At 44.7% G+C, this 23,887-nt stretch carries 18 protein-coding genes; 12 read left to right on the forward strand and 6 right to left on the reverse strand.

Annotated features, from left to right (window positions below):
• Positions 1-26: 26 nt before the first annotated feature.
• Positions 27-806, forward strand: coding sequence for an aldolase (locus tag MN869_RS06890; RefSeq protein WP_033133545.1), 780 nt, complete (start codon positions 27-29; stop codon positions 804-806).
• Between the two features lie 5 nt (positions 807-811).
• A complete protein-coding gene (locus MN869_RS06895; RefSeq protein WP_243307010.1) occupies positions 812-1,693 on the forward strand; it encodes a dihydrodipicolinate synthase family protein in 882 nt (293 codons plus the stop codon).
• Positions 1,694-1,748: 55 nt separating this feature from the next.
• Here the strand turns inward: MN869_RS06895 and MN869_RS06900 are convergent, their stop codons facing one another.
• Entirely contained in the window at positions 1,749-2,798 is a 1,050-nt protein-coding gene (locus MN869_RS06900) for an AraC family transcriptional regulator (RefSeq protein WP_033133564.1), read from the reverse strand.
• 109 nt (positions 2,799-2,907) lie between these two features.
• On the opposite strand from MN869_RS06900, the gene MN869_RS06905 reads away from it, so the two are divergent.
• The 4 genes from MN869_RS06905 to MN869_RS06920 all read left to right on the forward strand — a co-directional run bounded on the left by MN869_RS06905 (position 2,908) and on the right by MN869_RS06920 (position 6,713).
• Complete coding sequence (locus MN869_RS06905; RefSeq protein ID WP_033133547.1) at positions 2,908-3,711, forward strand: SDR family oxidoreductase; 804 nt, start codon at positions 2,908-2,910, stop codon at positions 3,709-3,711.
• Positions 3,708-4,454, forward strand: a complete 747-nt coding sequence (locus MN869_RS06910; protein WP_033133548.1) for an acetoacetate decarboxylase family protein — start codon at positions 3,708-3,710, stop codon at positions 4,452-4,454. The genes MN869_RS06905 and MN869_RS06910 overlap by 4 nt, the downstream gene beginning before the upstream one ends.
• 95 nt (positions 4,455-4,549) lie before the next feature.
• Complete coding sequence (locus MN869_RS06915; protein WP_033133549.1) at positions 4,550-5,779, forward strand: NADH:flavin oxidoreductase/NADH oxidase family protein; 1,230 nt, start codon at positions 4,550-4,552, stop codon at positions 5,777-5,779.
• 34 nt (positions 5,780-5,813) lie between these two features.
• Positions 5,814-6,713, forward strand: a complete 900-nt coding sequence (locus MN869_RS06920; protein WP_033133550.1) for a metal-dependent hydrolase — start codon at positions 5,814-5,816, stop codon at positions 6,711-6,713.
• On the opposite strand, the gene MN869_RS06925 is transcribed toward MN869_RS06920, so the two are convergent.
• Positions 6,710-7,336, reverse strand: a complete 627-nt coding sequence (locus MN869_RS06925) for a TetR/AcrR family transcriptional regulator (protein ID WP_004805327.1) — start codon at positions 7,334-7,336, stop codon at positions 6,710-6,712. The two genes, MN869_RS06920 and MN869_RS06925, sit on opposite strands and share 4 nt — an antisense overlap.
• Positions 7,337-7,463: 127 nt before the next feature.
• On the opposite strand from MN869_RS06925, the gene MN869_RS06930 reads away from it, so the two are divergent.
• From MN869_RS06930 to MN869_RS06940, 3 genes are read left to right on the forward strand one after another with little or no spacing between them, the layout of a single operon-like run.
• Entirely contained in the window at positions 7,464-8,303 is an 840-nt protein-coding gene (locus MN869_RS06930) for an SDR family oxidoreductase (RefSeq protein WP_033133551.1), read from the forward strand.
• Positions 8,304-8,315: 12 nt separating this feature from the next.
• The gene (locus MN869_RS06935) at positions 8,316-9,803 is read left to right on the forward strand and encodes an NAD(P)/FAD-dependent oxidoreductase (RefSeq protein WP_033133552.1); all 1,488 of its coding nucleotides are present in this window, start codon (positions 8,316-8,318) and stop codon (positions 9,801-9,803) included.
• A gap of 36 nt (positions 9,804-9,839) precedes the next feature.
• A complete protein-coding gene (locus tag MN869_RS06940; RefSeq protein WP_033133553.1) occupies positions 9,840-10,763 on the forward strand; it encodes an alpha/beta hydrolase in 924 nt (307 codons plus the stop codon).
• Positions 10,764-10,991: 228 nt separating this feature from the next.
• Here the strand turns inward: MN869_RS06940 and adeC are convergent, their stop codons facing one another.
• From adeC to MN869_RS06960, 4 genes are read right to left on the reverse strand one after another with little or no spacing between them, the layout of a single operon-like run.
• Entirely contained in the window at positions 10,992-12,425 is a 1,434-nt protein-coding gene (gene adeC / locus MN869_RS06945; RefSeq protein WP_096089475.1) for an AdeC/AdeK/OprM family multidrug efflux complex outer membrane factor, read from the reverse strand.
• Complete coding sequence (locus MN869_RS06950; RefSeq protein ID WP_243307012.1) at positions 12,422-15,505, reverse strand: MexW/MexI family multidrug efflux RND transporter permease subunit; 3,084 nt, start codon at positions 15,503-15,505, stop codon at positions 12,422-12,424. The genes adeC and MN869_RS06950 overlap by 4 nt, the downstream gene beginning before the upstream one ends.
• Positions 15,506-15,517: 12 nt before the next feature.
• Positions 15,518-16,621 carry an efflux RND transporter periplasmic adaptor subunit gene (locus MN869_RS06955; RefSeq protein WP_033133555.1) on the reverse strand — a complete coding sequence of 368 codons (1,104 nt, stop codon included), beginning with the start codon at positions 16,619-16,621 and terminating at the stop codon, positions 15,518-15,520.
• Positions 16,618-17,046: a DoxX family protein gene (locus MN869_RS06960; RefSeq protein WP_033133556.1), complete on the reverse strand. Its 429-nt coding sequence runs from the start codon at positions 17,044-17,046 to the stop codon at positions 16,618-16,620. The genes MN869_RS06955 and MN869_RS06960 overlap by 4 nt, the downstream gene beginning before the upstream one ends.
• A gap of 316 nt (positions 17,047-17,362) precedes the next feature.
• Between MN869_RS06960 and soxR the strand changes: the two genes are divergently transcribed.
• The 3 genes from soxR (at position 17,363) to MN869_RS06975 (ending at position 23,881) form a co-directional block, all read left to right on the forward strand.
• On the forward strand, positions 17,363-17,848 hold the full coding sequence (gene soxR / locus MN869_RS06965) for a redox-sensitive transcriptional activator SoxR (protein WP_162180584.1): 486 nt from the start codon (positions 17,363-17,365) through the stop codon (positions 17,846-17,848).
• A 280-nt stretch (positions 17,849-18,128) separates the two neighbouring features.
• A complete protein-coding gene (locus MN869_RS06970; RefSeq protein ID WP_033133558.1) occupies positions 18,129-20,369 on the forward strand; it encodes a TonB-dependent siderophore receptor in 2,241 nt (746 codons plus the stop codon).
• Between the two features lie 311 nt (positions 20,370-20,680).
• A complete protein-coding gene (locus MN869_RS06975; RefSeq protein WP_033133559.1) occupies positions 20,681-23,881 on the forward strand; it encodes a type VI secretion system Vgr family protein in 3,201 nt (1,066 codons plus the stop codon).
• Positions 23,882-23,887: the final 6 nt, after the last annotated feature.

The following is a 23,887-nucleotide window of genomic DNA, read 5'->3' on the forward strand; positions in this document are numbered from 1 at the left end:
CAAATCAACCGTAGCGAGGTGGTCTCATGCAAACCGCATTACTCAGCAAACAGCAATTGATGCAAACTGCGCAGCAGAATATGAATTTGATCCAAGAGGTCAATTACACGGATCGACAGAAGCTAGCTTTGACCTGTCGTATTTTATTTGATCATGGTCATGATGCAGGCTTGGCAGGACAAATTACCTGTCGTGCCGAACAAGAAAATAGCTTTATTACGCAACGTTTTGGTTTGGGTTTTGACGAAATTACCGCAGCCAATTTATTGGTCGTGGATCAGGACCTTAAACCTTTAGATCAGCAAGGCATGGCCAATCCAGCCAACCGTTTTCATACCTGGATTTATCAGCAACATCCTGAAGTGAATTGCATTATCCATACTCATCCCACTCATATTGCAGCCTTGTCGATGCTACGTGTGCCACTTGCCATCTCGCAAATGGATACCTGTGCCTTGTATGAGGATTGTTCTTTTGTCGATGAATGGCCGGGAGTACCAGTCGGTAATGAAGAAGGCATTTTTATTTCTGAAGCTTTGGGAAAAAATCGGGCGGTGTTGCTGTCTCATCATGGTCAATTGGTGGCAGGAAAGAGCATTGAAGAAGCCTGTAATTTAGCGCTGTTGATTGAACGTGCCGCACGTTTGCAACTGTTAGCCATGTCTGCAGGACAAATCCAACCGATTCCGCATGAACTGGCAAAAGAAGCGCATGACTGGCTGTCTACCGATAAGCGTAACAAAGTCAATTTTGCCTATTACGCACGTAAGGCGTTGAAAAACCATCAAGATTGTATCGAGGAGTAAATCTCATGAAAATTGAAGGCATTATTGCTTATCCCGTCACGCCATTTAAAGCAGACGGCCAACAGCTTGACCTTGAGGCCTTGAGCATCAGTCTAAATGCATTGCTTGAATCACAATGTGATGCGATTGCACCTTTAGGCAGTGCAGGGGAAAGTGCCTATTTAACTTGGCAAGAATGGCAACAGGTGGCGCAAACCACAATTGAAGTGGTGAATCAGCGTGTTCCGGTGATTGTTGGGATTTCTGAACTGACCACTGCAATGGCGATTCAAAAAGCCAAAAAAGCAGAAGAATTGGGTGCAGATGTGATTATGGTGATTCCTGTCTCTTACTGGAAACTCACCAATCAAGAAATTTATGATTATTATCAGCAGATTGCCGCATCGGTAAAATTGCCGATTATGGTCTATAACAATCCTGCCACCAGCGGGATTGATATGTCACCTGAATTGATCGTGAAAATGTTTAATGAGATCGACAATGTTTGTATGGTCAAAGACAGCACTGGTGATATTCAGCGCATGCATAAGTTTCATGCATTGAGCCGCGGAAAATTGCCTTTTTATAACGGTTCTAATCCATTGGCGCTAGAAGCCTTCTGTGCTGGAGCAGCTGGTTGGTGTACTGCTGCGCCGAATTTGTTGGGTGACCTGCCAAAGCAATTGTATCAAGCGATTCAACAAGGTGATCTGCCAAAAGCGCAGGCGATATTTTATCAGCAATTACCTGTGCTGAGCTTTATTGTCAAAGGTGGCTTACCGAAAACAGTGAAATCAGGGCTTAACTTACTGGGCTTTTCGGTTGGTATGCCAAGATCGCCTTTGCAAGGTGCGACAGGAGCTGAAATTGAGCAGTTAAAAGGCTTGATACAAGCGGCTGTAAAATAAATAAGTTAAGTCAGGTCGACATCGAGCGACCTGACTTAAATATATTCTGAGCAGCTTAAGTTTGAGTTTGACGAAATTGACTGGGTGTAAGCCCACTCCATTTCTTAAAGGCACGGGCAAAGTTGGCAGGTTGTAGATAGCCTAAGTACAGTGCGATATCCTGTACTTCCATGTGTGGATTGAGTAACAGCTGTTTTGCCTCTTGATATCTGACCTCATCTAATAAACCCAGATAGGAATAACCTGCTTCATCTAACTTTCGTCTTAAGGTTCTGCTGGATGTATGCAAGCGCTCAGCAACGCTATCTAAACTCGGGTAGCCTTTTTGTGGCGTGAGCTGCAACTCGGTTTTGACCCTGAGTCCAATATCTTGAATGGTTTCGGAAAAACGGATTTGTTCAGCTTCACATTGGGCTAAAGCCTGCTGGAAAGCCATTGGATCTGCCATTTTGGTGGCATGATTGAGCACTAAGCTTGGATAGCGCACTTGATTTTGCGCCTGATTAAAGTGGATCAGAGGAAGTTGTGCTTGAAATCTGGCGTGATAGGGTGGTTCAGGCCAATCTACCCACAGTTCAACATCGGCAAAACGGTGATCGATTAAGCTTCGGCCTGTTTGGATAATACCAATCATCAAACATTCATAAAAAAAACGTCTTAGGATGTCTGCCTGTTCAGGGTGCTGGCTGACCACAGGATGGGTCTGCTGAATTTCAATAATCGACTGCTGGGCTTGTTCATAACAATCAATACGATAATCTTTGAGCCGCATATTAAAAAACTGACTGGCCAAGGCAATAGCATGTTTGAGCGAGGGGCTACTCATTAGTGCAAAGCCCATGGCACCATGCGCGGTTAAACGAAGTTTGAGTCCATATTCATATCCCAGACCACAGTCTTGCGCTAAGCCTAAACTGACCCATGCCAATTTTGACCATTGGATTGGAGTAATACGGGCATCGACTTGATGCAGAAGTGCTGACGGTATTTTGCTTTGGTATAGAATTTCGGAAGCAGAAAAGCCTTTTTCAACCATGATTTCTAATAATAAATGTGCATATGAAATCGGGATAGTCGCTTTGGACAAGCCATAGGGATCTTTCATTTTTAGTTTTAATTGGCCGAAAATGATTAGCAGTATGGCTGAATTACCGCTCACGCTCAAGTTTTAGCTCTTTGATACTAGGGTTATTCTGTTGATCTGAGTATTGGTAATGAGTTTACCTCTTCCTATTAAAGATTCCCCCGTTGTGATTACTGGCGCATCGTCTGGTATTGGCGAAGAACTCGCAAAACAATTCGCTGCACGTGGCTATTCGCTTGTTCTGGTGGCACGACGAGTTGATAAACTTGAGGCTTTAGCGCTTCATTTAGGTCAAAAATATCAAGTTGACGTGATGTTACGTCCCTGTGATCTCGCGGATCGCGAGGCAAGAACTCAATTCCGTCAAGAACTCGAGCAGCTGGATGTCGCGATTTTATGTAATAACGCAGGCTTTGCCACTTTTGGCCGATTGCAGGACTTAGATGCAGATCGTGAACGTGAACAGACCGAGCTAAATGTAGTGGCTGTACAGGATCTGACATTGGCAGTATTGCCCAATATGATTCAGAAACGACGGGGTGCCATTCTTATTGTTGGATCTACCTCAGGTCATCAACCCACACCAGCCAATGCCACTTATGCGGCAAGCAAAGCCTTTGCTAACTCTTTTGCCGAGTCGCTGTATAGCGAGCTGAGCGGTACTGGGGTGAGCTGCACCTTATTGGCACCTGGTCCCACTATCACCGGTTTTAATGCAGTGGCAGGGATCAGCAAGATTAATGGAATTGGTGGCAGTCTGGTTTGGGTAACTGCAGAACGGGTTGCTAAAGAGGCCATTCAAGGCATGGCTTGCAATCGCCGTATTGTGATTCCCGGCTTAATTGCACAGGCACAGACTCTAGGGGGACGTTATACCCCGCGCATTATTTTATTACCGATATTAAAGCACGTCTTTTCGAGATTAAAAGCATGAGACAGTTGATTCAAGATTTACGCACACCCATAGGTCTCGCCAATTTGGGCAATAAGCTCTATCACAATGCCCAATATTTAACTGCGGTGGTCGAAGTCGATGAGAAGCGAATGGCACGTTGGCTGCCTGCTGGAATGAAGCTGGCGAAACCAGCCAGAGCGGATTTGTTTTGTGCTTATTTCCCTGAAAATGTGTATACCGGCGCTTATCACGAAGCGGGACTATTTGTGCATATTCAGGTCGGCAATAAAACCGGCATCTTTTGCCCGTGGATGATACTGGATGATGATCGCGCCATGATTATTGGGCGTGAGTTGCTCGGTTATCCGAAAAAAATTGGGGAAATCAGTTGGGATAATGATGGTTCACGCATCATCAGCCAAGCATCACGCCGTGGGACGGTGCTGATTGAAATGGAAGCTAAATTGGGTGAAGTACTACAGGATGCACCGCCTATTTTAGGTTTGCCGCATCGTAATATTACAGGTGGTTTGGGGTTAGGTTTACCTCGAGAAGTTCGATTCACCCCGAAAGAGCATGTTGTTGAAGTGCGTCGTGTGGAGATGGAATTATGCTTTAGGGGAACGGTGAATGATCCTTTGCATGAAATGGGCTTAGGCAAAGTGGTGGATGCGCGCTTACATCGGGTGGATTTATCGGGTGGCTTGATTCCACCGATTCAAATTCCTCGATTACGGACTCCGTTGTTTTTATTGCGTCAATTTAATCCACGGGTTTTATAGAGGATAAACCCCAGATTGACTTATAGATTTACTCAGAAAAATGAATAAAACAGATGACATCGATCTATATCGATCAGAGTTTGAGGAACAGCAAAATGACACAATCAAATGTTAGCCATTCACCCTTACAACAACCATTAGCTTTGGCATGTGGCATCACTATTCCAAACCGAATTGCAAAGTCTGCCATGAGTGAACAATTGGCTGATCGACATGGCTCGCCCACCACGGATTTACAGCAACTCTATGCGGCATGGGCCAGAGGCGGTACGGGTTTATTAATCACTGGCAATGTCATGGTTGACCATCGTGCCTTTGTTGAGCCAAGAAATGTGGTGCTGGAAGATGAACAATTCTTACAAGCGCATAAACTTTGGGCCCAAGCGGCACAAGCCAATGGCAGCAAGATTATTATGCAAATTAACCATCCGGGGCGGGTTGCTGTACTGCCGTTACTTAAAAAGCCGATTGCACCTTCAGCAGTAGGCTTAGATTTACCCGCAATGAATCTGATTCGTGTCCCGCGAGCCATGTCTGAAACAGAAATCCTAGAACAAATCCAACGTTTTGCCACCACAGCGGCATTGGCGGTACAGGCTGGCTTTGATGGTGTACAAGTCCATGCGGCACATGGCTATTTGTTATCTCAATTTTTATCGCCTTTGGTCAATACCCGTACCGATCAATGGGGCGGGAATCCAGAAAATCGTCGTCGTATCTTGATTGAAACAGTTCGAGCTGTGCGTCAGGCCATTGGCAAAAATAAAATCCTCAGTGTCAAACTGAATTCTGCCGATTTCCAGAAAGGCGGGCTGAGTCAGGAAGAGTCACGGCACATTGCTTTGGCATTAGAAGAGGAAGGGATAGATTTATTGGAAGTGTCTGGGGGCAATTACGAATCTCCAGCGCAACTGGGCTATGCCCCTGATCGTCAGGTTCAGCGAGATGCTTATTTTCTAGATTATGCCACCGCATTGCGCCAACAAAGTCAATTACCACTGATGTTGACTGGTGGACTACGCGATGTAGACGTAATGAATCGTTTAGTCAGTGATGGCACGGTAGATGTCGTCGGTTTAGCTCGTCCTTTCGCCTTACAGCCAGATCTAGCCAAACAGCTCATGGCAGGAAAATCAGTCACAGCGCCTACAAAAATTCCTGCAGTTGGCTATAAACCTATCGATGCTTATCTGCAATTGGCTTGGCATGCAGCTCAATTCCGTCGTATTAGTAGTGGTCAACAACCGAAGGCGATTAAGAGTCTCGTCCGTACTTTACTGGCATTTGGACCGCGTATGGGCTTTAACATTTTGACGCAGGATTAGTGCTCAAGGTTTTATTGATACAAGGAGTTCTTTTATGCGCGGATTAATCAAACAAACCCATCACATTGTTCCTCGACGTCCCGTATTTGATTTTACAGAAACACCGAGCCATTGGATTTATGATGATCCTTTGGCGTCGCAGATTCTTAATGTCATCAACCCAATTACCCCCGCACCTGAACGCTGGTTCTGTCAGACCTTCAGAGATGCACTGCCACTAATCCAGGATGAACAGTTAAAAGCAGCAGTCATCGCTTTTATTAAACAGGAAGGGGCGCACAGTCATGGACATATCTTGGGCACGCGACATATTGAGGCCTTGGGGATTGATCTGAGTCAATATAGTCAACTGATGAACTGGATATTTCATGACATGCTTGGGCAGAAACCATTCGGTTATGAGCTGCATCACTCAGGCTTGAAACAGACATGGTTACATACCCGCCTTGCTATGGTTGCAGCAGCGGAACACCTTACTGGCGTATTAGGACATTGGGTACTCAATGCACAAGGTTTACAACAAGCACCTGTCGATGAGGAAATGCTACGCCTATTGCAGTGGCATGGTGCCGAAGAAGTAGAACATCGTGAAGTCGCCGATGCCCTGTTTCGGCATTTAAGTAATAACTTACTGTTACGAACAGGTACAGCTGCTATTACCTTTCCTTTATTTATTATATTGGCTTATGTTGCTGTGGAAACCTTGGTTGCAAAAGATCCGCAATTACCGCAGCGTTTTCGCATCAAAGACTATTTACGTGCCGCACGACAGGATCGCGTGCCGCGCGTGGGTGATGTCTTGACTGCTTGCTTACGCTATTTTAATCCCAAACACAGCCCATTACATGAAGGGGCAACAGAGCAGGCCTTGGCCTATTTAAATCAAATGCCAGCATTTAAGCCACATAAATCACAAGCCAAAGTTGAGTTTTAAGCGATGCCCGCCATCATCATTTGAATTGCAGCATCGCTATATTTTTTTAACAGATTGGCATCTTCAGGTGCAGATAAGAACTTAAATGCGCCGGCGATAATCATGCCGACAATGGCATGTCCTGTCATTTCAGTATCTAGATCTGCTTTTAAATAACCGCACTTCACCCCATTTTTTAAATAGTCTGCAGTGAGTAAACCTCCAAGGTGCAGCAGGTTATGCACTTGGGCGGTCATTTCTTTATCAATCGAGGTCGCTTCAAGCAAAATCAAACGTACCGCACGTGGATTGTCCTTGGCAAACTCCTGAAATTTACTGGAAATCCGTTCGCATTGGATACGATAAGCCTCCAGTGTGGATACCGCATCTGGTGCATTTTCATCGGCCAATAAGGCGGTTATTTTGAACATGGTATCGACAATGACTTTATCTAGGATGTCTCTTTTATTCTCAAAATGACGATAGAAAGTGCCGTGACCAATACCGAGTCTTTTGGCAATGTCAGAGATCGCAGTTTGATGATAACCGCGTTCAGAAAATTCCAAAAAAGCAGCTTCAATAATTTCTGCTTGTAATTGAATACGTTGGCGTTCAGCACGCGAGAGAGTTGTTTGATCATTCATGCTAAAAATTTTATCAGAACTTTATCGGAAATACGATAAAACAAAATCAACTAAAATTGACACTTCATTCCGTAAATGACATTATATTCCGAATTGGTGGTTTTTTGACTGGCGAAAGGAACTGGACATGGGAAAAAAATACAATTTTTTAAACAAAGTGGTGCTGATTACCGGTGGTGGACGAGGGATTGGTTTGGCCACCGCCGTTGCCTTTAGGAAACTTGGCGCCAAAGTGGCGATTGGCGATATTGATCTAGAGTTGGCTCAGCAAGCCGCCACTAAAGTGCAAGGCTTTGGCGGCTATTTGGATGTACGTTCACAGAACTCATTTCATGACCTCATTGCGCAGATTGAAAAGCAATTGGGTCCCATCGATATCTTGGTCAACAACGCTGGCATTATGCCAATGGGGGCGATGGTCGAGGAAAGCCAAGCCATTACCGATGCGCAAATTGATATCAATTTACGTGGAGTGATTCATGGTATGAAAGCGGTATTGCCCAAAATGCTGGAGCGACAAACAGGGCATATCGTCAATGTGGCTTCGCTAGCAGGTAAATATCCGATTCCGGGTGCCAGTATTTATTGCGCGACCAAATTTGCTGTGGTGGGTTTAACCGCATCGATGCAACAAGAGCTTAGAGACACGCCGATTGGCTTATCGGCAGTGCTACCGTCCAAAGTCTTGACTGAGTTGTCGTCTGGAACTGGAGACAGTTTGCCGATTCCGACGGTAGAACCCCAAGATGTGGCGAATGCGATTATTCAAGCCATCGCACATAATCTTGCTGAAATTGCGGTGCCGAATTATTTAACCCATACCCCGAAAGCCTATGGATTGGTCCCGCATTGGTTGAATACTGGATTCCGAAAACTGATCGGAGATGATCGTATTTTAAAAGGCTTGGATCAGAATGATCGCAAAGCATATAGCCAACGTTTAAGCCAATTGGCACAGACAAAATAAGGATTAAAACTCATGGCGAAGATCGAAAAATTTCACGTGGTGATTATCGGGGCTGGCTTTGCAGGGATTGGTGCAGCCATTAAGTTACAGCAAGCAGGTTTTACAGATTTTGTGGTCTTGGAAAAAGCCGATGAAATTGGCGGTGTCTGGCGTGCCAACACTTATCCAGGTTGTGCTTGTGATGTGCCGTCGGCGTTATATTCCTATTCATTTGCACCGAATCCACAATGGAGTCGGGTGTTTGCACAGCAACAAGAAATTAAGACCTATATACAACATGTTGCACAGCAATTCGATGTGCAAAAGTATGTACGCTTTGGCTATGAAATGCTGGAAAGTGCTTGGGATGATCAGGCTAAACATTGGGTGGTGAAAACCAATCATGGCCTTATCCATGCCCGTTTTGCGATTATGGCGGGTGGGCCAATGCATCAACCTGTATTGCCTAGGATTAAAGGTTTAGAGACATTTAAAGGGGCTCAGTTCCACTCGGCAGAATGGAATCATGATGTTGACTTAAATGGTAAAAAGGTTGCCGTTGTTGGTGCAGGTGCATCTGCAATTCAATTTGTACCTGAGATTCAAGCCCAAGTGGAGAAACTCACTTTACTGCAGCGTACCCCACAATGGGTATTGCCAAAAATGGATCAAAGCCTACCAAAACTTGCTCAGGCACTGTTTAAAGTACTTCCAGTCACTCAGCGTTTGACCCGTTATGGCGTTTATGGCGTATTTGAATCCTTAAATTCCAGTATGCACCATCCAAAACTGGTCAGCCAGATTGAACGCTTAGCCAAATTGAATATTCGCTTAGGGGTGAAAGATCCTGCGCTACGAGAAAAACTATTGCCTGACTTTACCATCGGTTGCAAACGGGTATTACAGTCCAATCAATGGTATCCAGCATTGGCAAAGTCGAATGTAGAGGTATTGCGTTGTGGGGTGGAAGAAGTGCATGGCAATACTTTGATCGCCAGTGATGGATCGCAACATGAGGTCGATGCGATTATTTTTGGTACAGGCTTTGAAGTCAGTAATCCGCCAATTGCCAAACAGATTCGTAATAAACATGGTAAAAGCATGGACGAAGTATGGCAAGGCAGTGCCCAAGGCTACCTTGGTACGGTGGTCGAAAGCTGCCCAAATGCCTTTGTCATGTTTGGTCCTAATATTGCGGTCAGCTCATCGGCACTCATCATCATTGAAGCACAATTGGCATATATCTTGGATATGCTGAAAAAAGTACAGGCGCAGCAGATTGAAACTGTTGAAATTCGTGCTGAGGTATTGCAGCAATACAATGATGAAATCCAAGCGGCATTAACGAATACGGTGTGGAATACCGGTGGATGCAGCAGCTACTTTATCGATCGGAATGGTCGTAACAGTACTTTATGGCCATGGACCACCTTTGAGATGCGTGCTCGCTTGGCACAATGCGATCTGAATGATTATGTACTTGGTTTTACTGAGTCTAAAATGGATCAAAAAGCCAGTTAAATGATGACTCGGTGATGCCATCAACAGGAGCATATGATGCAGCAAAAGCTGATTGAAACAGGCGTGAAACTGGGCTTGCGGCTGAGTTTTAAGCTGGCCAGTGGTCTGGCTTTACCTTTTCCGATCTTGCGTGGTGCAATGGAGCTTGGATCACGTATTTTTAAACCCAGAGCCGATGTTGCTATACAGCAGATTAAATTAAGAGATGCACGGGATCAACGTATTGTTCCCGTCGAAGTGGCAAGGCCTGCGGGTGAGGTGCAAGGGATATTATTGCATTGTCATGGCGGTGCTTTTTTTGCAGGTTCATCACGAACCCATCGAGCACTTGCTACCGAATTGGCTGCACGGGCCAAGGTCAAAGTATATATGCTGGATTATCGACGTGCGCCTGAACATCCTTATCCTGCGGCATTGGAGGATGTGAGGTCGGTCTATCAACATTTACTGAGTGATGGCTGGACGCCTGAGCAAATTATTTTGGGTGGAGATTCTGGTGGATGTGCTTTGGCCTTAGCATTCGCGGTGGAATTAAGAGAGGCAGGGCAGATTTTACCTGCTGGGATGATCATGATTTCGCCCTATGTGGATATTACTTTGAGTTCAGCTTCGGTATTTAAAAATGCCAAACGAGATCCGATGATTCGTGCTTATGCTTTAAAACGGGGTGGGGATGGATATCGCGGGCAATTACGATCTAATGATCCACGTATTTCACCTATTTTTGCTGATTTAAATGGTCTTCCACCGTTATTGATTCAAGCAGGCAGTGAAGAGATTTTAGTGGATGATGCGATCAATCTGGCTGAGCGTGCCCAACAAGCGGGTGTGCAGGTTCATCTGCATGTCTATGAAAATATGTGGCATAACTTTCAGATGTTTAATCGCTTTGTGCAAAAATCTGAACAGGCCTTAGATGAGATTGGTGATTTTATTCAAGCGACATTGGCAAAGACATAAGCTTCACGTTTTAGACTTTTTAAACGGTTCATTTTAATTTTTTAACATTTATATAAATCGCTGATTGATCTTAAAAATAGACAATGATTCACAAATAAGAAATAAAACATCGGCTTAACTCGATTATAGGCTGCTCTTTTGGTTCCGGTTATTAGCCTAGCTTATCTTTGGTTGGTTGGATGAGGTTTTAAGAACAGCCGTAGCCATTCTTAAAACCCGTTGCGGTGATTATTGTGTTAAGCCTCCACCCAATACTTTATAGAGTTCAATCTGATTGTTGAGCCGTGCCTGTTCCAGCAATAGCAAACTTTGCTCAGCAGCATAATGAGAGCGTTGTGCATCCAAGACACTTAAATAACTATCAATCCCTGCACGAAAGCGGGTATTAGACAGTTTGTAGTTCCGATTGGTCGCATCGACTAGGCGCTGTTGTGCAGTAATCCGTTCATCCATATAGGCACGTGTGGCAAGGCTATCATTGACTTCTTTAAAGGCAGATTGAATGGATTTTTCATAATTCGATAGGGCGATTTGCTGCTCGATTTTTGAAATTTTAAGATTGGCCTGACGGGTACCCCAGTCAAAGATCGGCAGATCCAGACTCGGGCCAATCGACCAGACCGCATGACCAGATTTAAACAGATCACTGAGTTGAGTCGATGCATAACCCGCTGAGCCTGTTAATCGAATGCTGGGAAATAAGGCAGCTTTGGCAACCGCAATATTGGCACCTGCTTCGTGCAATTGATATTCAGCGAGCTTGAGGTCAGGACGATTATTGAGTAAATCACTGCTTAAACCTGTGCTTAAAACTGCGTTGGTACTGATGTTTTTAACGGGTTGTTGTGGCAAGAGATCTACAGGAAGCTGTTGTCCCACCAATAGATTGAGTAAATTCTGCGCCTGCAGCACTTGCGTTTGATAGTTGGCCGCATCATGACGTGCAGTTTCGACTGAGATCTGTGCCTGACGTAAGGGAATTTCACTGTCAGTGCCCGCATCGAAACGTTTTTGATTGAGCTGATAGGCATTCAATTGTGTCGCAAGCGTTTGTTGGGCAAGTTTTAACTGTGCATGGGTAAAGGCATAATCCAACCAAGCTTGGCTGACTTGACTGACCAAACTGATTTGCATGGCATCACGCGCACTTTGGGTCGCCAGATAACGATCCAGTGCCGCATCTTTCAGATTGCGAACCCGTCCCCAAAAATCCAGTTCATAAGCTGTCAAACCAAGGCCAACTTGCAAGCTTGAACGGGGATTGTTTGGATCAAGTGTCGGAGAGACTTGGCGAAGCAGCTCTGCACGGCCAGCAATCATTGGAAACTGATCATTTTTCCTGATCTGATAATATTGCTGTGCACGCTGAATATTCAGGCTTGCACTGCGTAAATCACGATTATGACTGAGGGCTAGTTCAATCACCTGCACTAAACGCGGATCAGCAAGAAACTGCTGATAGCCTTGGGATGCAATGGAGCTGCCTTGAATCGAATGGTCGTAACTGTTCGGAATATCAGCACTGACGTTGGGTGGTTGTGGTTTAAGATTTTGGCAACCACTGAGTGACATGGCCAAAGCTGCCATGATGAGTCCAGTGCTGATCATCTGCTTGTATGAATGATGCTGGGAGCTTTTGGTGAAGACTGGATCGTTATTCATGCTTGAGACTCCATTGCATCAATTTTCTGTAGTTCCTGCACACGAGCCGAACTTTGGTTATGTTGACGTGCCAGCAGACTATAAATGGTGGGCAATACAAACAGGGTGAAGAATGTGCCAATCAACATGCCGCACACAATCACCAATCCAAGACCAAAACGGCTATGTGCGCCAGCACCCGTCGCAAACAGTAGTGGAATAAGACCAAATACCATCGCCGCCGTGGTCATCAGAATCGGGCGTAAGCGAATTTGTGCCGCTTTAAGGATGGCGGCCTGTTTATTCAGTCCTTCATGCAGTTGCAACTCATTGGCAAATTCAACCATGAGGATGCCATGCTTACTAATCAAACCGATTAGGGTCACCAGACCAATTTGGGTATAGATATTGACGGTGGCATAACCGAGTGCCAAAGGAATCAAGGCACCGCAAATCGATAGGGGCACGGTAATTAAGATAATGAACGGGTCGACCAGACTTTCATATTGCGCGGCCAAGACCAGATAAATCACCACCAATGCAGCCAAAAATGCAAACAACAGCGTATTGCCTTCTTGCATATACTGGCGGGCATCAGCTTGCCAGTCATGGCTAAACCCTGTCGGTAACTCAGCCGTGACTTGCTCAAGGAAAGCTAAAGCTTGGCCGAGAGAAACACCGGGCGCAGGAATGGCTTGGAAGGTTGCGGCATTCTGCTGGTCAAACTGTGTCAGTTTATTCGGCTCAACCTGTTCATTTAGATGGACGACGGTAGACAATGGAATCAATGTCCCCTGATCAGTGCGTACAAATTGCTGGGTCAATGCTTGTGGGGTCAGGCGCTGGCTTTTGATACTTTGAGGGATCACATCATAAGCGCGGCCCAGCATACTAAAACGATTGACATAGTTTTCACCCACGAGCGTGGCGAGTGCTTCGTCGATGTCCTGCATCCGAATGCCCAAGCTATTGGCTTTAGCACGATCGACTTCAATTTTCAGCATCGGATTGTTGAAATCCAGATCACTGTCTACCACCACAAACAGACCGCTTTCACGTGCTTTTTGTTTGATATTTTCCATGGTTTGATAAATGGTGGCATAGTCTTGCGCACTACGCAGCACCATCTGTACTGGTAAGCCACCTGTTGAACCGGGCAAAGCTGGATTTTGGAATACAAAAATACTGCTACCTTCTACTGCACCGACCTTGGCTTGTAATTCCTGTTGAAGTTCATCAGCAGAGCGCGTACGTTCAGCCCATGTGGATAGGGTAGTGCCCCCGAAACTGGCTGCTGGGCCATCCGTACCATTAATAATCCATGTGGTGCTGGTTTCAGGTAGGGTCCAGAACACTTTATCTAATTCATAGTTGAAGTGTTCGGCATAGTTTAAATTGGCATGTTGTGGTGCCTTAATCGCGGTCAGCACACTGGCTTGATCTTCCAGTGGGGCCAATTCCTTTTGTGGGAGTTGATAAAGAAAAGGTAGGCTGGCAAAAACAGCAACGGCAAAGACCACAGTGATCCAACGATGCTGCAATGAAAATTGCAGTAAGTGGTGATAGACATGAGTTAAACGTTCAAAGAACCATTCAGCAGCTTTGGCCATTCGGCCTTCGTCCTGCTTGGATTGCAGCAGATAGGAACTCATCACTGGGGAGAGGGTGAGGGCAATAATCCCTGAGACCAAAACTGCGCCTGCCAAGGTCAGTGCAAATTCCTTAAATAATGAACCCGTTAGTCCACCCATCAGGCCAATCGGCGCATAGACCGCAGCAAGGGTAATGGTCATGGCGATTACGGGGCCTGCGACTTCACGTGCACCGACCAGTGCAGCAGCAATAGGTGACAAGCCTTCTTCAATATGGCGGTGTACGTTTTCCACCACTACAATGGCATCATCCACCACCAGTCCAATTGCTAGTACCATCGCCAATAAGGTCAGTAAGTTAATACTAAAGCCAAAAATCAGCATCAAGCCTAAAGCACCCAGCATTGAAAGCGGAATTGTCACCACAGGAATCAAGACACTACGAAGTGAACCTAAGCACAGATAGATCACAACAATCACAATAATTAGGGCTTCGATAAAGGTATGCAGCACTTCATCAATTGAAGCATCAATAAAACGTGCGGTTTCATAGGCTAGATTGGCTTTGACACTGGGGGGTAAGGTTTTCTGTATCTCAGGCAATTTATCCTTGATGCCTTGAACAATCACCAGTGGATTACCTGTTGGAGTGGCCTGTAAACCAATAAAAATTGCGGGTTGCCCGTCCATCGAGGCACTGGTTTCGGTAGATGCTGCCCCAAGTTCAACCGTGGCGACATCCTGCAAACGAATCAGGTTCTGCCCATCATTACGAATCACCAGATTTTTAAAGTCCTGAATACTGGTCAGCTCGGTTGACACATTGACATTGGAAACCACCAACTCACCTTTGATTTGGCCGGGGGCGGCTTGGTAGTTGTTTTGACGAATCGCACTAGCGACATCGGCAGCGGTCACACCACGACTGGCCAAACGGTCTGCATCTAGCCAGATCCGCATGGCAAGGCGTTGGCTACCATAGGTTTGAACTTTTGCCACGCCATCAATGGTGGATAGCATCGGTTCAACCACCCGTGACAGGTAGTCGGTTAGCTCGGGCATAGACAGCTGTTCACTGGAAAAGCCGATATAGGCTACGTCGGTCGATTCGCCTGAGGAGCGTTCAATCACAGGGTCAAATGCCTGTTCAGGCAATTTGTAGCGAACTTGATTGACCTTGGCCATGACTTCGGTCAGGGCTTGAGTGGAGTCTCGGTTGAGTTGCATACGTAAGGTGATGACACTGCGGCCTTGTACTGAGGACGAACTGAGATAATCAATGCCTTCAACCGAAGAGACCGCTTGGGCAATCGGTTGCGTGACAAAACCTTGCATCAGCTCAGCCGATGCACCCGGATATTCAGTGCTGATGCTAATGGTTGAACTTTCTAATAAAGGATACTGGCGAATCGGCAATTTATTCAGTGAGAATAAACCCGCCAATAAAATCAGGGTACTGACCACCAGAGCCAGTACAGGGCGTTTTACAAAAAGATCGGTAAATTTCATCTGAGTGTCTCCCTAAAGCTTGGCTTTGGCTTGGGATGATGAAGTTTGCTCTAGGCTATTCACCGTCGGTTCGATTTGCATACCATCACTAAGTCGGACTTGTCCTGAAACCACCACTTGGTCACCAGCTTTAATACCCGATTGTACTTCGACCCAACCTTGATGACGTTCGCCGAGTTCGACCGCAACCCGTTGTACCGTTTGTTTTTGTGGCCCATGTTTCACCAGAAAAACAGTGTTGCCATAGGCGGTATAAGTAATTGCAGTTTCAGGGATGACCAAACTGGGTAGATTGGCTTCCTGTATTTCTATTTTTGCGTACATGCCTGGTTTTAATTGTTGATGCTGATTATTGAGCAGTGCCTGTCCAGTCATGGTTCTAGATTTACTCACCATTGGATCAATTGCATTTACTACGGCAGTGAAACTTTGTTCGGGAAAGGCATCTATTTTTAATTGAACGGCTTGGCCGGTTTTTAACCGTGCCGCCAGTTGTTCATCCAGTGTGAAATTGGCAAGCAGTTGCTGTGTATCCACTAAATTGGCAATACTGATGCCTGCTTCAAGGTATTGCCCTTGATGAACTTGGCGAATCCCGATCACCCCAGAGAAGGGCGCACGAATGGACTTTTGTTCAATTAGCGCTTGCAATTGCTGGATTTCAGCACGGGTCATATCTCGATCGGCTAGCGCCGTATCTAGTTCCGCACGTGAAATCGCATTGCTATCAATCAGTTGTTTGGTGCGGTGATAGGTCATTTCTGCCTGTTTCAGCTTGGCTTGTAGCCGACCTAAATTGCCTTGCTCGACATTGGTTTTGAGTTGAACCAGTAATTGTCCCTTTTTGACGAATTGTCCTGACTGGAAATAAATCTGTTCAATCACGCCTGTTGTTTCCGCTGAAACTTGAACTTGCCGTACAGCCTCCAACTCACCAATACTGGACAGAATACGCGGTGTGACTTGTTGTTTGACTGTTGTCAGCGCGACTTTTACGGGTGGATAACTGTAGCTGGAAGCATTCTCTGTGGAGCGGGATTTAAAATAAACATAAGTGGCTACAGCAATCACAATTAAAATACTGATAATCAGCAAAATACGCAGTTTGGTTTTCATGCGATCACTCCAACCTCTTGCAGCTGTTGACGAAAATGGCTGGCAATAGCCGTACCGATTAAGCCACCAATCACCGAAATGTGTTCAAGTGCAAAATAAAGCGAGATTTGTGCTTGTCCCCCAGACAGATTCCAAAAGGTGTGTACCAATACAATTGTAATCACTAAAAAAACAGAGAGCAGTGCAGCACCTAGCCAAAGGTAGCGATCAAACAAAATACTGTATGCACCCACAAGTAAAACCAGTGCCGAGGCATAATTAAACAGCCATGCAGGTTCTAAACCTGCAGCTTGCATTTCCTGAAAGCCAGTATTGACATCCAGTACTTTGCTGAGACCTGAGCTAAAAAATAACAGTGCCAGACAACACCGGCTAATGATCCATAACCATTGACTTTCTAAACTTGATTTAATGAAGTACGGCATAGGCGTATTTCCTGAGTAGATTCAGACTGACTGCTGAAAAACATTAAAAATGAATTGCTTAATTGCATTTGATAATGCAGTGCCAAGTAGTCTAAAACCTCAAGTTATATTGAGGTCAATGGGGTGAGCTCGAAAATTAAAGTCTGGAAAAAGGCATTTTTAGCAGGAGTGTCAGCACAATTTGTGTCGATGCTTCTGCATTTTTTATGGAGCTGAGCTTAAGCAAATGGCTTGTTCTGACTCATGATGGGAGGCTTTAAATTGACAAACTACTTTGCCATACACTATAAAACCTAAAGTAATCTTGAGATATTGAATCATGACACTCGAACGAAAAATTGATATCAATCGGATGCTGACGGTTGGGGAAGTCGCCAAACGAAGTGGTGTCGCGGTTTCCACCCTACATTTTTATGAATCCAAAGGACTGATTAAAAGTATTCGAACCAATGGCAATCAACGTCGTTATCCTTTGGCTGTGCTGCGCTATATCGGCATTATTAAAGTCGCGCAAAAAGTTGGCATTTCATTGGAGGAGATTAAAAAAGCATTGAGTGTTTACCCAATAGGTAGCAAGTTAACGGCTGAGCAGTGGGCAGAATTATCGACCTGTTGGCGTAAGGACTTGGATGAGCGAATCCAGAAGCTGACTCGTTTAAGGGATGAAATGGACTGGTGCATTGGCTGCGGATGTTTATCTTTGGAACAATGCCGTTTGCGTAATCCAGAAGATATTCTGGCAGAGCAGGGCTCAGGTCCGCGTATTCTAGAGCGCGAGGATGATTCAATATTAGAGCTTTAATTGATTGAAAAATAATAATTAACCTAGTTTAGATTGGAAAAATATACTTTATATCGACTACAGAAAGTATAAGTAAAAAAATTTTAACTGAGCTCCTGTCCTGAATCGAAGTACATTGGTGCTTCGATGTATTTGATTATCATCTTGATCTCTATGGATGATTCGTTTTCCTTTTTTGGCCCAAAAGATCAAATAAATATTAAGTAATTGTGAATTCTGCATTTATTTTTGTATTGATATTGATAATAATAATGATTCTTATTTATTAATTTGTAGCATTATGAACAATCAGCTTAAACAATCTGCTTTAAATATTGCGATAAAATCGATTCTGATTTTCGGGGCATTTTCACATCACGCTTGGGCGCAAGAACAGGGCGCAAGCGTACTCCCAACCATCAAAGTTGCAGCCGAGGATGAAAAAACAGAAGGTAGCGAAAGCTTTCAAGCGAAATCATCTCGTACATCATCCAAGCTAAAACTTTCCTTAAAAGAAACACCACAATCCGTCAGTGTCATTACGCGGGAACAGATTGAGCAACGGAATCTCAATATTATTGATGATGTGCTTGCGGCCACGCCAGGGGTCACGGTCACTAAAAATGATAGTGAACGCTCAAATTATTCTGCGCGAGGCTATGCGATTAGCAATCGTCAAATTGATGGCATGCCAATTGGCGAGAATAGCCCACGGGTTGATAGTTTTTTCTTTGATCGTATTGAAGTCGTGAAGGGGGCAACAGGTTTAACAGGATCTACGGGAAATCCATCTGCCACCATTAATATGATTCGGAAACGTCCTGCAAAGGAACTGACAGGCTCGGTTGCCACCTCATTTAGTCGCTGGAATACCATTCGCAATGAGGCGGATGTTTCAATCCCTTTGACGGCTGATGGCAGTGTGCGCAGCCGTGTGATGGCCGCACGTCGAGAGGGAGAATCCTATATGGATTATTACTCTCTGGAAACCTTGGCGGCGATGGCGATGGTTGAAGCCGATATCACGGACAAATTAACAGGCAGTATTGGTTTTCAATATCAAGACAACCAACCACGGGGTTCGACGTGGGGAACTGTACCGTACTGGAATCAAGATGGTTCGCTGGCCAATTTACCGCGCAATTTCAGCTTGGCCAATCGCTGGAATACCATTAGCCAAAGTGACAAAACTGTATTTGCTGATTTGACCTATAAATTTGAGAATGACTGGATGATCAAGGCGGCAGCTTCACATTCATTGTCCAAAAGTTTCTGGCTGATGTCTTACGGCGGTTCTGGTTTTCCTAACCAAAATGATGGAACGGGCGTTGGGGTTTGGTCAACAGTATATCCAACATCTGAATCTAAAAAGACCAGCTTAGAGTTGTTCGCCAGTGGGCCGTTTAAATTATTTAATCGTGAGCATGAATTGGTGATTGGTGGAAATGGCTTTGATCGTTCTACAGATAGTCCGGGTGGAGCTATTGACGGTATTGCCAGTAATCAATTGACTTGTACCAAGAAAGTGGACGGGGTAACGCTACCTTCTAATAATATTGGTGATACTTGTGTGATTAATGATTGGCGTACATGGAATGGTAATACAACACCTAAACCAGGCTACACGGTTATTCCTTCGACTAAAGATGCGAAACAACGTAATTATGGTGCATACAGTACCTTAAAGCTAAACCTAACAGATGATCTAAAATTGATTGTCGGGGGACGTTATAGTGATTATTCGGCAACGAATGGTACCAAGAGTGATGTGAAAACCGATGCTTTCACACCTTACTTTGGTACCACTTACGCGATTAACGATATTGTCACTGCTTATGCCAGTTATACCGATATGTTTAATCCAAGCAGCCAGAAAGACCGCAATAACAGTTTCCTAGATCCTGAAACAGGTAAAAGCTATGAGGCGGGTTTAAAAGCCAGTTTATTGGATAACCAACTTTTGGCAACCGCTGCTGCGTTCTGGTCGAAAAAGGAGAATGTTGCAGTTCGTGATGAAGAGGCGATCGCAGCAGGTATTAAAACCGATGATGGCGGTGACCCAATGAAAGCCTCGGGTGAAGGCCTAAAAATTGAAGGCTTTGAGTTAGAAGCCATCGGTCGAATCACACCGACGTGGAATATTACGGCGGGTTATACCTATGTGAACAGTATTAGTTCAGAAACTGTGAAGGCTTCAACCACGCTTCCTCAGAATCAAGTCAAAATCTATACCAATTTCAAACTCCCTGAACAGCTCTGGGACGGCGCCAATAAGTTCAATATTGGCTTTGGTGTGAATTGGCAAAGTGAGGTGGTAAGTAAGTCGAGCAGTGCACCTAAAAACTCAGATAGTTATGTGCGACAAGATGCTTACTTCTTGGCAAGCGCCAATATGGGCTATACCTTCAACGAGTCATTCAGTGCAAACTTACAAGTGAATAACTTATTTGATGAAAAATACTATCAACAGGTCGGTTTCTATAATGGTGTTTATTGGGGCGAACCACGTAATGTAACTTTATCGCTACGTGCCAAATTCTAAACAGCAGAAAATAAACTTTTAATCGTGAATAAAGGCCTAACGATCAGAATAGGCCTTTATTCAAAAGATTTTTTAGATGCCATAGGTGCAAGTTGCAGCAACGTTTATTATAAAAATAGCTAAAGTGAATCAAAGTATTTTAAGTAAAAAACAATCTAACTCAAAAGCATAAATTTAATTACCCTGACTCGATAATATAAAGCGAACAAAAAAGTGACGCAAATTGTCATAAATAGACGGTTCTGTATGGACAGTAAAACGATATTTTGAGTAAAATGCGCTAAATTCAAGCAGATAATCTATAAAAAAAGATGGCGAATAATATCTTTCAAGCTTTAGAAAGCTTGGGCCTGACAGCACAAAAACGTGCGATTCACGCTCAATTTTCAAACACATCTTTAAATAATCAAGTTTTCTTACAGCGTATTGAGGGTCTGCATCAGCTCAATCATGGCCTTGACCTACAATTACTCTGTCTTTCGACCAATGCAGTCATTCCTTTAAAAAGCTTTATTGGCAGTCAGGTTGCCATTGATATTGTGACCGATAAAGCAGAGTTGACGCGTATCTCAGGGATTATTACTCAAGCCGATATCGGCGCCAGTGACGGTTCGCTGACTATTTATCGTTTAGGTGTACAAGACCCCACCGCCTTGTGGAAGCAGCGTCGTAACAGCCGTGTTTTTATGGCGAAATCCGTCGTTGATGTGATTCAGACCATTTTTAAAGAATGGCAGGCTAAAAGTCCATTGTTTGCGGCCAGTTTAAGTCTGGACTTAAGTGGCTTAAGCAAACAATATGACATTCGTCCATTTATTATGCAGGCCAATGAACTTGATTACGACTTTTTGACACGTTTGATGCGAGCAGAGTCGATTAACTGGTTGATTGATGAAGCACAACTGAAAGTATCTAGTTCCAGCGAACAGATTCAGCCGCAGAAACTCAGACTCATTGATGACAATAATCAATATAAAGCCCTAGAGCGCCGTCATATCCGCTTTCATCGCAGTAGTGCAACCGAAACACAGGACAGCATCACCGCATTTGTAGCGCAGCGTACCCTTCAACCGAGTGCAGTGCATGTACAGCGTTGGCAAGCCGATGCCTTGGAGCAAGAAGAAGGCGCAGGCAGTGTTCAGAGTAAACATCAGCATAGCGATCTACATGATAACCAACAGCTTGCGTTAGAACAGGCATGGCATTTTTCCCCTGCTTGGATTCAGGATTTAAAGGGGGAGGATGGCGCCACCAAATCGGGCAATGCTCAAATTGAAAAACTGAATCAGAACTTAAGCCAGTATTATGATTCACAGGCCAAGCAGTTTATTGCGACATCGACTGTTCGCGATACCCCAGTGGGCTATTGGTTTGAACTGAATGAACATCCTGAAATTGATCAGCATGATGGCGCAGACAAAGAGTTTCTGATCAGCTCAAAAACGTTCTATAACCAAAATAACCTACCTAAAGATTTAACGGATCAAGTCGCAGCTTTGCTTCAACAAAGCAATTGGCAAAGCAGTCCTTTTCAGCATGTGGTTTCTGATGAGCGGCAAGCCAATCAACTGACATTGCAACGACGCAATATTGGTCTGGTTCCTGAATATAACCCGCTACAACATCGACCTGCGACACATCCACAACGTGCCAAAGTAGTAGGGCCAAGCGGTGACGAAATTTATGTGGATGAATGGGGGCGGATTAAAGTTCGTTTCCTGTTTACCCGAGCAGATGACCACAGTCATGATAGTGGTGCAGGTGCCAATGACAATGATACTGACTCTGCATGGGTGGATGTATTAACGCCGTGGGCAGGTGAAGGCTACGGTGCACGATTCTTGCCGCGGATTGGTGAAATCGTGGTGATTGATTTCTTTGATGGTGATATTGATCGACCTTTTGTGGTTGGGCGGATTCATGAAGCACAGCGTAGTCCGACTAAGTTTGACCATGTGGGCAAGTTGCCTGATACCAAGAAACTGGCAGGGATTAAATCCAAAGAATACCAAGGTGAAGGGTTTAACCAACTACGTTTTGATGACACCACGGGACAAATCAGTGCGCAACTACAAAGTAGTCATGCCGCCACTCAACTGAATCTGGGTAAACTCAGCCATCCAAAAGATAAGGCTGAAAGTGAAGATCGGGGTGAGGGTTTTGAGCTACGGACCGATCAATGGGGTGCAGTGCGTGCAGGCAATGGTTTACTGCTCAGTACTCAAAAGCAGGATCAGGCCCAAGGGGAGCATCTCGATGCAGAACCTGCCAAGCAACAGCTAGAAGGCAACCAGAACAATGCCAAAGCTTTAAGTGAAGTCGCCAAAAATCAGCAAACTGATGAAATTGAATCTTTAGAACAGTTAAAAGAATTTGCAGAACAGATTGAAGCAAAGATTGCCAAATTTAATAAAGCGTTGTTGTTGCTTCATTCGCCAGCAGGTATTGGTCTAAGCAGTAATGAGGATATTCATGTATCTGCAGATGGGCAAATCAATCAGATTGCAGGCGATAGTATTAACTTAAGTACGCAAAAAAATTTGATTGGTCATGCTCAAAATCGAATCAGCCTGTTTGCTGCCCAGAATGGGATTAAGCAGGTGGCTGCCAAAGGCAAGTTTGAGGTTCAGGCACAGTCAGATGGACTGGATTTGCTCGCCAAACAAGGCATCCAGATCATTTCCACTGAAAGTCAGATTCAGATTAGCAGTCCGAAAGAAATTGTAATTACCGCGGGTGGTTCTCAAATCAAGCTGAATGGCTCAGGTATTTTTCCTGTGACGGGTGGCAAGTTTGAGGTGAAGGCGGGGCAGCATTTGTTTATGAGCGGCTCAAGCGTTAGTGCACAGTCTAGTTTGCCACCACCACCAAAGCGCGGACAAGGGGTACTGGAATTGCTGCACGATTACAAACATGGCGAGTTTGTGAAACAGGGTGGCTATCAGGTTATTGATTCACTGGGTCAGCAGTTTTCTGGTCAATTGGATGATAAAGGTTTTGTTCGGGTTTCTGGGCTGGCAACGGGTGCAGCTAAAGTTGTATTTGAAGATGATAAACGTGATCCGTGGGCGGAATCCAGTGACTTTAAACGCCCGCCAATGTGGCCAAATGAAAATGACCCTGATGCGCAAACCTTATTGGGCAAAGCAGAGACAGGTCTTAAAAATGCGGTTAGCAGCGCCAAGAATGCTTTAGGTCAATCCTTTACCAGTCCTTCTTCAGTGTTAAAAACGCTTGAGACTGCAAAGCAGTTGAAGGAGGGTGGAGCAAAGGCTTTATTGCCAATGCTACAGCAGGGGGTTCAGTCGAACCTGACAGAACAAGCAAATAAGCTATTGGCTGATCAGGTCAAGGACAACCCATTGGCACAAAAAGTGATGAAAAATATAGGCAGTCCTTTGGACAGTCTATCCCAGTTCAAAAATCCATTGCGTGCGCAACAAAACCTAATGGCAAGCGATAAAAAAACCAAAGATCCGTTCGATCTAACGCGTTTTGATTTTAAAAATTAAGCTTTG

This window comes from Acinetobacter sp. NIPH1876 (assembly GCF_022808535.1).
Classification (GTDB): Bacteria; Pseudomonadota; Gammaproteobacteria; order Pseudomonadales; family Moraxellaceae; genus Acinetobacter; species Acinetobacter higginsii.

Bases quoted from the DNA above. Each gene is read 5' to 3' on its own strand.
- MN869_RS06925 (WP_004805327.1), bottom strand. From the start codon at position 7,336: ATGAATGATCAAACAACTCTCTCGCGTGCTGAACGCCAACGTATTCAA.
- MN869_RS06890 (WP_033133545.1), top strand. From the start codon at position 27: ATGCAAACCGCATTACTCAGCAAACAGCAATTGATGCAAACTGCGCAG.
- MN869_RS06920 (WP_033133550.1), top strand. From the start codon at position 5,814: ATGCGCGGATTAATCAAACAAACCCATCACATTGTTCCTCGACGTCCC.
- MN869_RS06915 (WP_033133549.1), top strand. From the start codon at position 4,550: ATGACACAATCAAATGTTAGCCATTCACCCTTACAACAACCATTAGCT.
- MN869_RS06955 (WP_033133555.1), bottom strand. From the start codon at position 16,621: ATGAAAACCAAACTGCGTATTTTGCTGATTATCAGTATTTTAATTGTG.
- adeC (WP_096089475.1), bottom strand. From the start codon at position 12,425: ATGAATAACGATCCAGTCTTCACCAAAAGCTCCCAGCATCATTCATAC.
- MN869_RS06930 (WP_033133551.1), top strand. From the start codon at position 7,464: ATGGGAAAAAAATACAATTTTTTAAACAAAGTGGTGCTGATTACCGGT.
- MN869_RS06950 (WP_243307012.1), bottom strand. From the start codon at position 15,505: ATGAAATTTACCGATCTTTTTGTAAAACGCCCTGTACTGGCTCTGGTG.
- MN869_RS06935 (WP_033133552.1), top strand. From the start codon at position 8,316: ATGGCGAAGATCGAAAAATTTCACGTGGTGATTATCGGGGCTGGCTTT.
- MN869_RS06900 (WP_033133564.1), bottom strand. From the start codon at position 2,798: ATGAAAGATCCCTATGGCTTGTCCAAAGCGACTATCCCGATTTCATAT.
- MN869_RS06960 (WP_033133556.1), bottom strand. From the start codon at position 17,046: ATGCCGTACTTCATTAAATCAAGTTTAGAAAGTCAATGGTTATGGATC.
- MN869_RS06910 (WP_033133548.1), top strand. From the start codon at position 3,708: ATGAGACAGTTGATTCAAGATTTACGCACACCCATAGGTCTCGCCAAT.
- MN869_RS06905 (WP_033133547.1), top strand. From the start codon at position 2,908: ATGAGTTTACCTCTTCCTATTAAAGATTCCCCCGTTGTGATTACTGGC.
- MN869_RS06940 (WP_033133553.1), top strand. From the start codon at position 9,840: ATGCAGCAAAAGCTGATTGAAACAGGCGTGAAACTGGGCTTGCGGCTG.
- MN869_RS06970 (WP_033133558.1), top strand. From the start codon at position 18,129: ATGAACAATCAGCTTAAACAATCTGCTTTAAATATTGCGATAAAATCG.
- MN869_RS06975 (WP_033133559.1), top strand. From the start codon at position 20,681: ATGGCGAATAATATCTTTCAAGCTTTAGAAAGCTTGGGCCTGACAGCA.
- MN869_RS06895 (WP_243307010.1), top strand. From the start codon at position 812: ATGAAAATTGAAGGCATTATTGCTTATCCCGTCACGCCATTTAAAGCA.